This is a genomic window from Polynucleobacter hirudinilacicola, assembly GCF_002192535.1.
GTDB classification, from domain to species: domain Bacteria; phylum Pseudomonadota; class Gammaproteobacteria; order Burkholderiales; family Burkholderiaceae; genus Polynucleobacter; species Polynucleobacter hirudinilacicola.
This window is the reverse complement of record NZ_NAIA01000003.1, coordinates 104,038-116,507: the sequence shown is the minus strand read 5'-3', so window position 1 is coordinate 116,507 and position 12,470 is coordinate 104,038. Positions and strand designations below refer to the sequence as shown.

Annotated in this window: 16 protein-coding genes; 11 read left to right on the top strand and 5 right to left on the bottom strand. The window is 42.6% G+C overall.

The annotated features are described in order from the left end of the window. Window positions 1–3 precede the first annotated feature (3 nt). The 7 genes from B6A14_RS04730 (at window position 4) to B6A14_RS04700 (ending at window position 8,099) form a co-directional block, all read left to right on the top strand. The gene (locus tag B6A14_RS04730; RefSeq protein WP_087909320.1) at window positions 4–1,161 is read left to right on the top strand and encodes a methyltransferase; all 1,158 of its coding nucleotides are present in this window, start codon (window positions 4–6) and stop codon (window positions 1,159–1,161) included. Window positions 1,162–1,447: 286 nt separating this feature from the next. Beyond that, window positions 1,448–1,885: an energy transducer TonB gene (locus B6A14_RS04725; protein WP_087909319.1), complete on the top strand. Its 438-nt coding sequence runs from the start codon at window positions 1,448–1,450 to the stop codon at window positions 1,883–1,885. A gap of 3 nt (window positions 1,886–1,888) precedes the next feature. Next, window positions 1,889–2,068, top strand: a complete 180-nt coding sequence (gene hemP, locus B6A14_RS10470; protein ID WP_087909318.1) for a hemin uptake protein HemP — start codon at window positions 1,889–1,891, stop codon at window positions 2,066–2,068. Between the two features lie 84 nt (window positions 2,069–2,152). Further along, window positions 2,153–4,231, top strand: a complete 2,079-nt coding sequence (locus B6A14_RS04715) for a TonB-dependent receptor family protein (RefSeq protein ID WP_087909317.1) — start codon at window positions 2,153–2,155, stop codon at window positions 4,229–4,231. A 244-nt stretch (window positions 4,232–4,475) separates the two neighbouring features. Continuing rightward, the gene (locus tag B6A14_RS04710; protein WP_087909316.1) at window positions 4,476–5,621 is read left to right on the top strand and encodes a hypothetical protein; all 1,146 of its coding nucleotides are present in this window, start codon (window positions 4,476–4,478) and stop codon (window positions 5,619–5,621) included. Window positions 5,622–5,675: 54 nt separating this feature from the next. After that, the gene (locus B6A14_RS04705; protein ID WP_087909315.1) at window positions 5,676–5,975 is read left to right on the top strand and encodes a hypothetical protein; all 300 of its coding nucleotides are present in this window, start codon (window positions 5,676–5,678) and stop codon (window positions 5,973–5,975) included. A 63-nt stretch (window positions 5,976–6,038) separates the two neighbouring features. Next, window positions 6,039–8,099, top strand: a complete 2,061-nt coding sequence (locus B6A14_RS04700) for an SEL1-like repeat protein (protein ID WP_087909314.1) — start codon at window positions 6,039–6,041, stop codon at window positions 8,097–8,099. Window positions 8,100–8,111: 12 nt separating this feature from the next. Here the strand turns inward: B6A14_RS04700 and B6A14_RS04695 are convergent, their stop codons facing one another. Further along, a complete protein-coding gene (locus B6A14_RS04695; protein ID WP_087909313.1) occupies window positions 8,112–9,080 on the bottom strand; it encodes a helix-turn-helix transcriptional regulator in 969 nt (322 codons plus the stop codon). Between the two features lie 309 nt (window positions 9,081–9,389). On the opposite strand from B6A14_RS04695, the gene B6A14_RS04685 reads away from it, so the two are divergent. From B6A14_RS04685 to B6A14_RS04670, 4 genes are read left to right on the top strand one after another with little or no spacing between them, the layout of a single operon-like run. Continuing rightward, window positions 9,390–9,746, top strand: a complete 357-nt coding sequence (locus B6A14_RS04685; protein WP_087909311.1) for a hypothetical protein — start codon at window positions 9,390–9,392, stop codon at window positions 9,744–9,746. Beyond that, window positions 9,747–10,214, top strand: coding sequence for a hypothetical protein (locus tag B6A14_RS04680; protein ID WP_087909310.1), 468 nt, complete (start codon window positions 9,747–9,749; stop codon window positions 10,212–10,214). A 43-nt stretch (window positions 10,215–10,257) separates the two neighbouring features. Continuing rightward, window positions 10,258–10,557: a hypothetical protein gene (locus tag B6A14_RS04675; protein ID WP_236635664.1), complete on the top strand. Its 300-nt coding sequence runs from the start codon at window positions 10,258–10,260 to the stop codon at window positions 10,555–10,557. 17 nt (window positions 10,558–10,574) lie between these two features. Beyond that, window positions 10,575–10,988, top strand: coding sequence for a hypothetical protein (locus B6A14_RS04670; protein ID WP_087909308.1), 414 nt, complete (start codon window positions 10,575–10,577; stop codon window positions 10,986–10,988). Between the two features lie 7 nt (window positions 10,989–10,995). Here B6A14_RS04670 and B6A14_RS04665 read toward each other — a convergent pair whose 3' ends face one another. The 4 genes from B6A14_RS04665 to B6A14_RS10200 are packed head-to-tail and all read right to left on the bottom strand — an operon-like array spanning window position 10,996 to window position 12,470. Next, on the bottom strand, window positions 10,996–11,412 hold the full coding sequence (locus tag B6A14_RS04665) for an HAD domain-containing protein (protein WP_087909307.1): 417 nt from the start codon (window positions 11,410–11,412) through the stop codon (window positions 10,996–10,998). Next, window positions 11,409–11,966 (bottom strand): hypothetical protein, encoded by a 558-nt coding sequence (locus B6A14_RS04660; protein ID WP_087909306.1) that lies wholly within the window; start codon window positions 11,964–11,966, stop codon window positions 11,409–11,411. The genes B6A14_RS04665 and B6A14_RS04660 overlap by 4 nt, the downstream gene beginning before the upstream one ends. Beyond that, window positions 11,963–12,268, bottom strand: a complete 306-nt coding sequence (locus B6A14_RS04655) for a hypothetical protein (RefSeq protein WP_087909305.1) — start codon at window positions 12,266–12,268, stop codon at window positions 11,963–11,965. Before B6A14_RS04655 ends, B6A14_RS04660 begins: the two co-directional genes overlap by 4 nt. Window positions 12,269–12,278: 10 nt before the next feature. Continuing rightward, window positions 12,279–12,470, bottom strand: coding sequence for a hypothetical protein (locus B6A14_RS10200; protein ID WP_129560410.1), 192 nt, complete (start codon window positions 12,468–12,470; stop codon window positions 12,279–12,281).

The window sequence follows — 12,470 nt, the reverse complement described above, 5'->3', positions numbered from 1 at the left end:
GTGATGATCCAATGGGATGAGGGTGGCCAAATCCATTCAGCAAAATGGCATTCAGAAAATGGGATCGCACCACATCAAAAGATCCAAGTTGCTGACGACACCTTAACGGCTGACATTGCTTACCGTTTAGCTTGTGAAGGCACTGCAATGCTTTACAAGGGTGACTTTCAGAATGCCAGGCAGCTCTTGCAAGCTTTGGTGAGAAGGGTTGATAAGCCCTCTAAGAAATCCACCAGATCTGACAGGGTCGCTAAAGAGAAAACCAAGACTCCCTTAGATGCCTTCAATCTGCATCGCTTAGCGCAATCCCAAAGAGCGCGTATTTTAGGGATGGTACTGATTCCGATTAATGCTGATCACAGTATTTCATTAAGACGTGCGCCTGATGTTGCCAGAGCCTGTCTTGAGGTCTATGGAGAGAAGGCTGAGCCTTATGTTATCTCTTTAAGAGAGTTGCTTGGCGTTATCAGCGCCCATGAGTGGCGTAAAAAGGGTGTACCAGTTCTCGCAAGGGATGATGAGGAGATTCGCATTCATCCGCATTACGGTGTGTTCTCGCCAATTCGTGGGGAATATATTGAGCTGGTTCTCAAGGCGCCGTTACCAATTGCTCTGAAGCAAAACTCCATCGCTTTTGATGTCGGCGTCGGAACGGGGGTCCTATCGGTAGTGCTAGCAATACGAGAGATTAAAAAGATTATTGCAACCGATCAAGATGATCGAGCGATTGCTTGTGCTCAAGACAATATTGATCGGTTACGCTTAAATGAGCAGATTGAGATTCAGAAAACGAATTTATTTCCAACAGCAAAAGCGGCACTGATTGTTTGTAATCCACCATGGTTGCCGGCTAGACCTAGTTCTTCTCTTGAGCATGCCGTATATGACCTGGATAGCCAGATGCTGAGAGGATTTTTGAGTAAATTAAAAGATCATTTGTTACCGGGTGGTGAGGGCTGGCTCATTCTTTCAGACTTAGCTGAACATCTAGGTTTGAGATCGAGAGGGGAGCTACTGTCTTGGTTTGATGCTGCTGGCTTAAAAGTCATTGCTCGTTTAGATACCAAGCCGCAGCACCAAAAAGTATTTGATAAAACAGATGCGTTACATGCTGCGAGATCTAAAGAGGTCACATCACTTTGGCGTTTAGTCACAAAGTAGTACCACACTAAATAGCCCTACAAGCCCGATCCCCATTGGGATCATGGTTGTTAATCAACTACATCATCCTTAAAATATTTGAAAACATAGTTCACTACTGCAAATACTGTCAGCAAGTGATTTAGGTTGTTGCCCATTTATTATTTAAGGAAGTCATTTGCTCTGTAGTGGATTGCCCAGAAACATTTTTGTTATTTCAGGCGTATTAATCTCCCATGTATTTGTTTTACTAGTTCTATTATCGGGGCCCGATATAGAAGTCAGCCCATCAGCGCCGGGGGTTCTCATGGTAAATCTGTCGGGCGCAAGTAATTCCCCATCTTCGCGTGAAAAGCCTTCTAGTACAACCCTTGTGGATCCATCCTTAAATGTCAAAAGTTCCAGTTCAATTCCTTCTGATGAATCTGGTGTGTCGGGCTATGGCAAGGAAATTGGCCATTCGGTAGATCGAGCAGCCAGGTCAGCCATTCATAACCCTAAACCCCATTACCCTTTAGCAAGTAGGCAACTGAGAGAGCAGGGCTTGGTGATTGTGAAGTTATGCGTGAATGAGTGGGGCATTGTGAATCAGGTTAGCCTTATTCAGAGTTCCGGTTTTCAAGGTTTAGATAATTCAGCGCTCAAGGCTCTAGCATTGTGGAGATTTGCGCCAATAAAATCAACGTCCATAAGCTCTTCTGCCCAATGCTTTCAGAGCCCCGTTCAATTTACCTTAGGGGTTTAGCGTTTGAACGAGAAAAATGATTCGAATTCAGGGCTGCCTCAAAATTCATCCCCCTATCTAGCACCCAAAACCATTTCAAGTGAAGCTCTATTGGGCCATTTGAAGCAGATCTGCATTCTGCATGATGGGAATTTATATCAATTACGCATTACTAAATTAGGAAAGCTCATTCTGACAAAGTAAGGAGTTAATCAGTTACTAGCCAGCAAGAGCATTTTCATATGCATATAGCCAGCGATTTTTCGTTTTTATCACTGGAGATAGTATATGAAGCATCAAGATGTTTTTCGTCCTCAAAAAAAGCTGGCCTGGCTTTCATCTATTGCATTGTTGTATGGAAGTTCATTTTCAATCCTGGTAAAGGCACAAGATATTCAATTACCCAGAATTGATATTGTTGGACGGGAGGAGAATGCCCTGAGCAAAATTCCAGGAACAGTCGATGTCATCGATCAGAAGAGAATGGAGGAGCTACAGCCTCAGTCATTGCAGGATGTATTAAAGACAATTCCTGGGGTGAATGTTCGTGGAGATGAGGGTGGTTTAGGATCCATTCCGAATATTGGTATTCGTGGCTTGAGTCCGGGGCGGAGTGCAAAAGTATTGCTTCTGGAAGATGGCGCTCCAATACAACCCAGTCTCTTTATCTCCAATGCCTCCTATTACAGTTCACCGGTTGACCGTATTGGCGGCATTGAGGTCTTAAAGGGTGCATCAGGTCTGAAATATGGCCCATCTAATATTGGTGGGGTGGTGAACTATCTCAGCAAAACACCATCCCAGGGTTTTAAGTTAACCGGTAAGGTGGGTAATTATGGATATCGTTTGGCGGAGATTGAGGCAGGCGGTAAATCATCATCGAATGGCGCAATCGGAGGAATTAATCTCATTCAATCCGAGTCTAATGGCTATCAAGGCAATGGATTCAAGATGTACGACATTTTGATGAAGGGTGGAATAGAGATTGCGCAGAACCAGTGGTTAAGCCTGAAATACACTCATTACGATAACAATATCAATACCTCCTATGTAGGTCTGCGCCCCAATCAATACATGAACGGATCGAGAGATAATCCGGCGCCTAATGATCGTTTTATTACCCAAAGAAATGCAGTAGATATTAATCACGCATTTGAAATGAATGCAGATACCATAATAAATACCTTAATCTATTGGAGTAAGCTATCCCGTAACTATTGGCGACAAAGTGTTGTGAATCGCACACAAGATGCCACAATTTTTAGGGCCTGCAATCAGGGTTCAGATTGTTTAATTGGCCGTAATCGTGAGTTTCAAATGCTGGGCCTTGATTCTAGGTTAAGTCATGCATATAAGGCCCTTGGAATTTCTAATGAAGCAGAGTTTGGCATTCGCTTGCATACTGAATCTCAAATAAATCAACTGGTGAGCTCTAAAACCACAGACTATTCAGGTCGAATTACTGCGCATGAGGATAACAAAGCTAACTCTGTAGCTATATATGGGCAAAATCGATTTCTACTGACTAAAGACTTTGCCCTTATTCCCGGGGTGCGAGTTGAAAGTTATAACCAGACTCGCTCAAATATCCTTACTGGCACATCTGGGAGTGCTAAGAATGTAGAAACAATTCCTCAAATTGGCGCTACATGGCAAGTAATACCTCAGGCACAAGTGTATGGCAGTGTTTACAAAGGTTTTGCACCAGCACAATTGTCAGCTGCGATTGATGACAAGGGTGTTGACCAGCAGTTAGCGCCTGAACGCTCAACGAATATGGAATTGGGTTTGCGCGGAGTATCGGGTTCTTTTTCATATGATGCAGCAGTATTTAGTATGAACTTTAGCAATCAAATCGTGAATCAGAGCTTAGCAGCGGGAATAACCAAGGCTAATGGAGGAAAGAGTCTGCATCAGGGTGCCGAGTTAGCTCTTGGATATGCATTTGCTCATGGCTGGGGTATTAACGGCAATGCTACCTATATTCCAGTAGCAAAATTTGTCGGCACAAATTCCTTGGGACGTGATGGAAACCGCATTTCTTATACCCCTAAGTTGACTTCCAATCTAGGTGTCAGTTATGAGAAGAGCAGTTTTAATACCTTGGTGAGCTTGAATTATGTGTCCAGTCAATACGCTGATGCAGCAAATACGGTTGTTGAGAATGCTATTGGAACTTTAGGTGAAGTGCCAGCATTTGTGACTGTTAATTGGAGTGCCAACTACTCTATCAATAAAGATTGGAAAGTGTTTGGAGTGATCAATAATCTATTTAATAAAAGGTATATCTCCAGTAGAAATCCAGATGGGATTTTTGCAGGCGCGCCTCTGAATTTTCAGGCTGGCATGAGTTATCAATTTAACTAATGAACATGACTAGATAATGCTTGAGTGAAAGAAAAACGCCACCCTAGTGGGTGGCGTTAATTTATTACAGACTTCAAAATGGTGGGTCGGCGGGAATCGAACTAAAAGCCACTTTCTGCTCTAAATACAGGTACTTGGAAGAGGTCAAAAGAGTTCGAATTTCACTAAGTACCCCCAAAAGTACCCCCACATTCCATCCTTACAATTTGCTTTAATTGTCTTCACATTGTGAAGGGGGTTACTGATGGAAAGAGAATCATACACACGCACTGAAATATATGAACTCCTGTGGACTGAGCCGGCCACTAAGGTTGCGCTGCGGATTGGGCTCTCCGATGTTGCCCTTGGCAAGTGGTGCAAGCAATACGGTGTACCAAAGCCGCCATTGGGTTACTGGGCCAAGCTGGAACATGGAAAGATAACGTCAGAAAAGCCTCCATTAGAGCCTTGGTGGAATGAGCATGATCCCCTCATACATGTGCGGACTCGAGATAAAGCGATCATGGAGGCTAGGTTAAATAAACCTGCTGAGCCCATTCCTGTCATAGAGATTTATAAGGGCAATAAATTCCATGAAGAGATCGAGAAGACCTTCAAAGACTTCCAGATGGAAAACCATTCCAAATTTGGAAGGTCAGAATCTAAAGCTGGCTTTGATGTCCAGATTGGTCCACATAGCGTTCCACGGGTAAAGCGAATACTTCAGACCCTCATCAACGAATTTCTCTCCCGCGGCTATAGGCTGGGTGTCCATCGAAAATATTCAAATGCAGAAGTTACCGCATTTAAAAGAGATGACGATGTAGTAACAATTGAGTTCTATGAAGTAAGTACTAAACCGCCAAAGCCAATGAAAAGAAAAAGGAGTTGGACTAGTGGCGGGCACACTCACTCATACATGATGGATATTGAATACATCCCATCTGGAAGGTTAGAGCTAAGAATTCGCCATAACGATATATATGGCTGGAAGATTGTTAAAGACTCTGAAAAGACTAGCGTTGAGGAGCAGCTTGGGAAATTGATAAATCTCATTGCTGAGCTTTCATTTGATGCCAAGATAGCAAGGGTGGAGCGAGAGGCTAGCGAGGCCAGAGAGCAGACAGAGCGTAAGCGCCTAGCTGACATCAAATGGGCCAAGGAGGTCGATGCCTGGAAATGGGGTCAGCTCAAGGATGCAGCAGAGCGCTGGAATGAATTGGCCGTACTCAGGGATTTTGTAAAAACTATGAGGGCTAGCCGAGTTGTAAGGAGAAAAAATAAAGAGTTAAATAATTGGGTTAGTTGGGCCCAGGAGCAGATAAATGCGAGAGATCCAATTTATAAAGTAGCTAGCGGTATGAGTCTACCTGGGCAGAATGAGCCCTTGAGAGATGATGGGTTCGAATAAGGCATATAGTTTAAAAAGAGCCACTTATTATTCATAAAGAATTAAGATAAACGGATGGAAATAGAGCATATTTGCGCCAATTGTTTTGCATTTGTATCGCCTGCAAGATGGGGGCTTGGGTACAAACTTTGCTTGTCCTGTGGAGAAAAATTTGCGAAAGGTGAGCCATTACCAAAGCCTAAGAAGATACCTTTAACTCCAGAAGAGATAAAGGTTGCTAATGAGATTCGACAGATTGAGGCTGAAGTAAGAAAAAAGAAGGCACAAAAACTATCCGAGCAAATAGAGCGAGCCAGAAAAAAAGAAAAGCAGAAAGAATGGGATCGTCTAAAAAAGAAATATGGTGAAAAATAATTTCTTTTGGATTCTTTCGGCGTCTATTTTCAGTAAAAGAATGAAATAAATTTTGAGGTGAGTATGGGTATCGGCCAAATAGAAAATTTAAAGTCTGAGGCATTGCAATTATTTTCTGATCAAAAATTTGAAGAATTAAACACCTGCTTGCATAAGATGGTTGAGTTAAATGATCCCTGGGGCATGCATTACTTAGCAGGTAATTATTTTTATGGCCATGGAGTGCAAATTGATCAATACAAAGCTAATGAGCTTTATTTGAGGGCTGCTAATTTAGATTTTGCTGACTCTCAGATGGTGGTTGGGAATAACTTATGTGGCGGAATTGGTGTAGAAAAGAATTTTCCGGAAGGGATGACTTGGCTCAATAAGGCTGCAGAAAAAAATAATGGTTATGCAAATTTTCTACTTGCAATAGCTTATTTGGATGGATCGGACATACCAAAAGATACTAAGTTAGGACTAGAGTACCTTGAAAAAGCCGCAGAATTAGGCGATGCGCGAGCTATGACAAGACTTGCAGGGTATAAATTTTCTGGTTTAGAGATTGAAAAGAATATTCCAGAAGCCATTGAATTATTTGAAAGTGCTGCCGAGTCAGGTTTTGATGTGGCGGCATATGATTTAGCAAAAATTTACGAATCTGGAAATCAAGTTCCTGTTGACTATAAAAAAGCAATTCACTACTTTGAAATTGCTGCCAATCAAAATCATATGCAAGCTATGCATGACCTAGGGGTCATGTTTCATAATGGAACTGGGGTTGAGAAAGATGTGAAGCGGGCACATCATTGGTATTTAAGGGCGGCCAACTTTGGCAGCAATTTGTCATCTTATTGCTTGGGTTTAAATGCAGAAAATGGCATTGACACTAAAGATAATAAGCCTAATATCCCTTGGGCAATTGTTTGGTATCAAATTTCTTGGGCTCAGGGCTATAAGGAAGCTAGAAAAAAAATACAAAGTCTTAAGTCATCAATTTCCGCTAATGATATTGAAAGTATTGAAAAAGTTCTCAAGGCATTTGCCGAAGAAAAGGACTTTGTATGGGCTCAAATGGCATTAGGTGATATGTATTTGATTGGTGACATTGTAGAAGTTAATACAGAGCAAGCCATGCATTTTCATAATCTTGCAGCGAAGCAAGGTATGGTTAGTAGCATCGAACGACTTGGTTCCTTTTTCCTTGAGGGCATTGGGGCCGAGGCTGACATTGAGAAGGGCATTCAATTATTAACTGAGGCAGCAAAACAAGGTAATGCAGACGCACAGGCTAAGCTCGGATTTCGTTATGTTCATGGTAGAAACGTAGATCAAAATCTTGAATTGGGTGTTACTTTATTCTTTCTTGCTGCTGAGCAGAACAATGAAAGTGCGCTCAATGATCTAGGAGTGATGTATGAGCAAGGAATTTATTTTGAGAAAAGCGCTCAAAGAGCATATGAGTACTATGAGAGGGCTGCTCACCTTGGATGTATTGAGTCCTACTATCATCTTTCTTTAATATTTTATAGCGGGATTGATGGTATTGATAAAGATATAGAAAGAGCTTTCAATCTTCTGAAGTATGCAGCCGATGCAGGTCTAGCAGTTGCTGAATCACTTTTGGGTTATAAATATTCTGTTGGTGAAAATATTGAGAAAGATTTAATAAAAGCGGTTTATTACTTGGATTTAGCCTCCAAACAAGGTGACGCATCGGCTAAATCCTGTCTTGGGCATCTATATCAAAATGGCAATGGCGTTGAGGTAAATCTGGAGAAAGGATTTGCTTTACTTGAAGAGGCAGCCTATCAAGGCGATACCTATGCTACGAACAATCTAGGTTGGGCCTATTTTAAAGGGCTAGGAGTTCAGGTAAATCTTACAAAAGCCTTTGAATTATTTAATAAGGCAGCAAAAAAGGGCCATATTTCAGCCCAGGTCAATTTGGCCAATTGCTATGAGCAGGGCTGGGGGACTGATATAGATTTAGTTGAGGCCTATAAATGGTTTTCAATATCTAATCAGCTGGGCTTTGATGCAAAACTATCAATTGAGGAAATTAGTCCAAAATTAACATCAGAGCAAATATTGGCTGCTGAAAGTTTGGCCACTAGTTGGTTGGAAAATTTAAGATCTTAATTTCAGATGTGCTTAGTAGTTGGCTAAAGTTTTCTTTAACTCTTCTTTCACGCGACTTTTTAAACTTGCGGGTCCAATGACTTCAACGCCTGAGCCATGCTTCAAAATGTCCATGAGCAGCTCGGGATCCTGGTTGTAATCAAACTCAAGATTGAAATAACCTTCTTTATCAAAGCTGCCTACTTGTTGCCCGTGCCAATTTTCACCCGAAACCCAGCGCGCATGCTCGGGTGTAAAGCGTAACTTAGCTCTTTTGGTAGCCTTGCCAGAAAAAATGCCATAACTTTCGGCAAAGTGTTCCTGGCACTCCTTGTCGGATATTTCTTGCGCTTTTGTGTTGGTAAGTATTGCGCTTCGAATGCCATCCAAAGCAAAACTACGTAATCCTTCACGCATGTGGCAGTAGCCATCAAGATACCAATTCTCACGGTAGTAAATGAGGCGCTGCGGGGAAATCTCACGCTCAGTTTCTTCATCCTTGCTCTTAGCGTAGTATTTAATTACTAGTCGATTGCGTTTTAAAAGGGCGGCACCAATCTCAGAAAAATTCTCAATTGAATTCTTACGTGAACCCATGCCTAGAACCTTGATTCGTTTACGCAGTTCTTTGGTAGTGGCTTCGCTTTGGCCTAAGATGCCATCAATGATTGCAGTGAGTGGTTCAATATGAGGTCCAATCAAACCTCCTTGGTCAAGTGATGACAGTAAATGCTGCATTAGCACTAGTGCGGTTGCTTCCTTTTCAGAAAACCAAAGACCGGTCATCTCAATCTTATTGACGTCAGATCCATCCTTGAATTTATAGCCACCCAAAAAGCGGTCATATTCAATATCCGCCTTTGAGCGTGACCTTAAGAACTCTAGGTCGCGCTTAAAGGTCGCTTTTGAGACCTCTAGCTCTGTCATAAAGTCCTCAATTGGCACGCATTTACGGTGCTGGAGCATGTATTTAATGCGGTGCAGGCGTTCCATATTGCTCATAAAACCTCCAAATTGAGACTTTTATTGTTTTTATAACTTTAATTAGTTTAAGGCTCATGTAATGAGCTAGCAAGTAATTAATCTACCTATAAGTAACAAAACAGCAAAAGACTGGATGGAGGTCAAAGTGATCAAATTTATCGGTATTTTCTTCATGTTTTTGAGTTGGGCCGCTTCGTCGAACGGGCTAAGTCTGAGCCTAGTTCTGTGGTTTCTATTCGGCCTCTTTCTAGTGTGTAGCCAAGGTATCTTTGGCCACCTCCTATTCGTAGAGCGAGAGAAGGTACGCGCCCAATACAGGAGAAGAAGATGAGCGAACAATTCTCAAAGCTCAATTGCTCGGTAGGTGATTTAGCCATCACGGTGAACTGCAAGATTCCTGAAAACCTTGGCAATATTGTGCGCATTGTTTCGTCCGGCGGATTTCAGGAATGGCAAGGATATAGTGAACCGCTCTACACCTGGAATGTAGAAGTAGCCACTGAAGGTGGCGCACTATTTTATGAAGGCGAAGACGGTATTGAGGCATATACCTCAGGGCCAGCTCCAGATATTTACCTTAGGCGCTTGACTCCACCGCAAGGTTATCTTTTAGAAGAATTCTCCGAGTCAGAGCAGTTGCAGATGGAGTTATATGAGCAAGACTGTTTAGAGAGCGTTGAGTAATTGGAAAATCCTGTAATACACCACACCATCCCAGAGGACGAGAAGATCTATCGCAGACCAATTGCGCTGTACTTTGGCGGGCCATGGACTACTCGGCAGCAGGAGATATTGGATAAGCGTGCAATTAAATGGGATTGCTCATATGAATTTGTTTTAAACGATGATTTTGCTGACACGATTAATAGCTATAGCAACGCTCGCGCAGATAGCGATAAAAACTATTTTGACTACTGCCTTTTGATTCATTCGGGTATTAGCGAGGTCTACTCGCCTAAGGTCTGGACTGATAGTTATACCCACAATGGGTTTAGATACCCCAGGCTAATACTGAAAGATGGCTTCATTCGAGATAAAGATAGAGTCAAACGTTTTTTTCTAAGAGATGAAGTAATAGATTTACTAGGTCAGACTCTTGAAGAGCATACCGAGTATGAATATATTGAATTTAAAAGGTTAAAGAATGTCTAGAAACGGACACATTCATTTACGTTGTGAACTAGGTTCTATCGCTATGATTTCCGATAGCAAGTTCTCGGTTAATCGCGGCTTAATTGTGAAGGTGATTGAGCCTATGGGCTTGATGCGTTGGCCAGGCTTTGATACAGAGGTCATGCCAATTTGGCGCGTACAAGTATTGGCTCAGGGCCATACGATTTGTTATCACCTACCCAAAAAAGGGGAGTTGAGGCATGAGAAAGTGGGTTTGGTGCCAGATCGATTCTTGCGATGCCTTACCCCTTTATCTGGGCAAATGCGTTTTGAGTTTGAGGACTATGAGCCCGAACCTAATCTAGAGCCAATGGCGCTCTAATAACATAAGAAAAAACAATGAAAAAATTAATCACTGTAGTGATATTTGGTACTGCAAGCAACTTTGTATTGGCCCAACCCATTCAGACATTACCCAACGGCGCAGGAGGTTACAACACCTATGGTCGCAACGGGGCACTCACTCAGACATTGCCTAATGGGGCTGGCGGTTACAACTCTTATGGGCCAAATGGGCAGTTGACACAGACATTACCTAACGGCGCCGGTGGTTACAACACCTATTCACCAAATGGACAGCTCACGCAAACCTTGCCAAATGGTGCGGGTGGTTACAACACCTATGGACCCAATGGAGGGGTGACTCAAACATTGCCGAGTGGTGCGGGTGGTTACAACACCTACACGCCTAATGGAAACCTAATACAAACTCTACCCAATGGTGCTGGCGGGTGGAATACTTACGGTCAATAAGTGGTCGTCACGCAATCATCCAATGACGTAATTCTTGAATCTGCTTTTCTGAGATTCCGGTATTGGGGTTGCAGCGAATGAGTTCTGGGCAAGGAGTTGGAAATTCCCAATAGGAGTCGTCTAAGGCCTTCCAGTTACTAGACCCATGAGATTGTAAAAAATTCATAATCTCTTGATAGCGTGGATGTTTGCCAATGACTGGTGATCCAGTAACGCCAATAACCAGACTGGAGATTGAGTTTGGTAATAGTTTCTGTAGCTTTTCAAGGCTATGTGTGAAGCGCCAACTCGAAGAAATCACAATTCCGATATTTGATCTTTCAAGAGTTTTCTCAAGAAGATGAGCTCTATTAAAAGGAGCTTGCCCAGCGAAGTGAGTCGGGTGAAGTACTCCATCAAAATCCAAGAAGAGTAATTTATTCATAATACGTCAGCAAATTCTAGCCATTCATGCCTACAAGCCGCACATCTTCTAGAGCTTGGATATTTTGGGGGCGGTGGATCACCCAGTTCCCTTTGCTTCACAAGCTTTTGTTTAAAGAGTTCCCCGCGCTTCTTGCCGCATTTTGGGCAATACAAATTGATGGTGTGAGGTTTAGCTTTAGGATCATCATGTAGGTGAGCCTCAAAGCTCATTGCAGTAATCCACTCTGGGGATTGCATGGTCTTACAGGGCACTTTAATGTTCTCTATCTGAAATACATCACCACGAACGCTCAGCTTAATATTCGGCCCGGCAGGCCGTGCCGCTAAGAATGACAGTACAACCCCAGAATTGACTTCAATGTAACCCCTCCAATTGATTGATTTCTCAACCAAGCATCTAGTCTGGACCCCTCTTAAGCAGAAGATGGCCTCACCATTAAAGAGTGCAATATAAAGCTCTTCAGCTAAGGAGGCCTTCGTCGTTTTTCTGGGCTTTAATCGCTTCAATACCGCCAGAAACTCCTCGGTATCGATAATCATTTCGGCGATCATTGTCTTTTGCTAGGGGAGTACCCAATCCGATTTCCGTTGTTATCAAAGACATTAGTCACGCCTGTCGGAGATTGGGTCTCATACCCAATACGGTTGCCGCTGTTGTCGTACACGCCGTTATTGGCGTTGTAGTTGTATTGACTGTTGTTGTAGTTATATGGCGAGTTATTGTAGTTATACGAACTATTGTTGTAGTTGTACTGGCTATTGTTGTAATTGAAAGGCGAGTTTTCCCAACTAGTTACCTGGGCATAACTGCCGCTAGAGATAAGAAGTGCGCTTATGCAAAGGAATTGTTTCATTTAGATCTCCTTAAGATTTTTTAGCGTATTTGTGGCGGGAGGGCGTATAGGTCGTACTTAAGTCCTTCCAGCAGTAGTAGCAATTTTCATGACCACTTGGGTTGTTATATTTTTGAGAACTCTTTTTGCCTCCGCCATCAGTCCTTGCAAAACAAGGGATCATGAAGCTAGCCAACAATGCGGCAATAAGTAATCTTTTCAT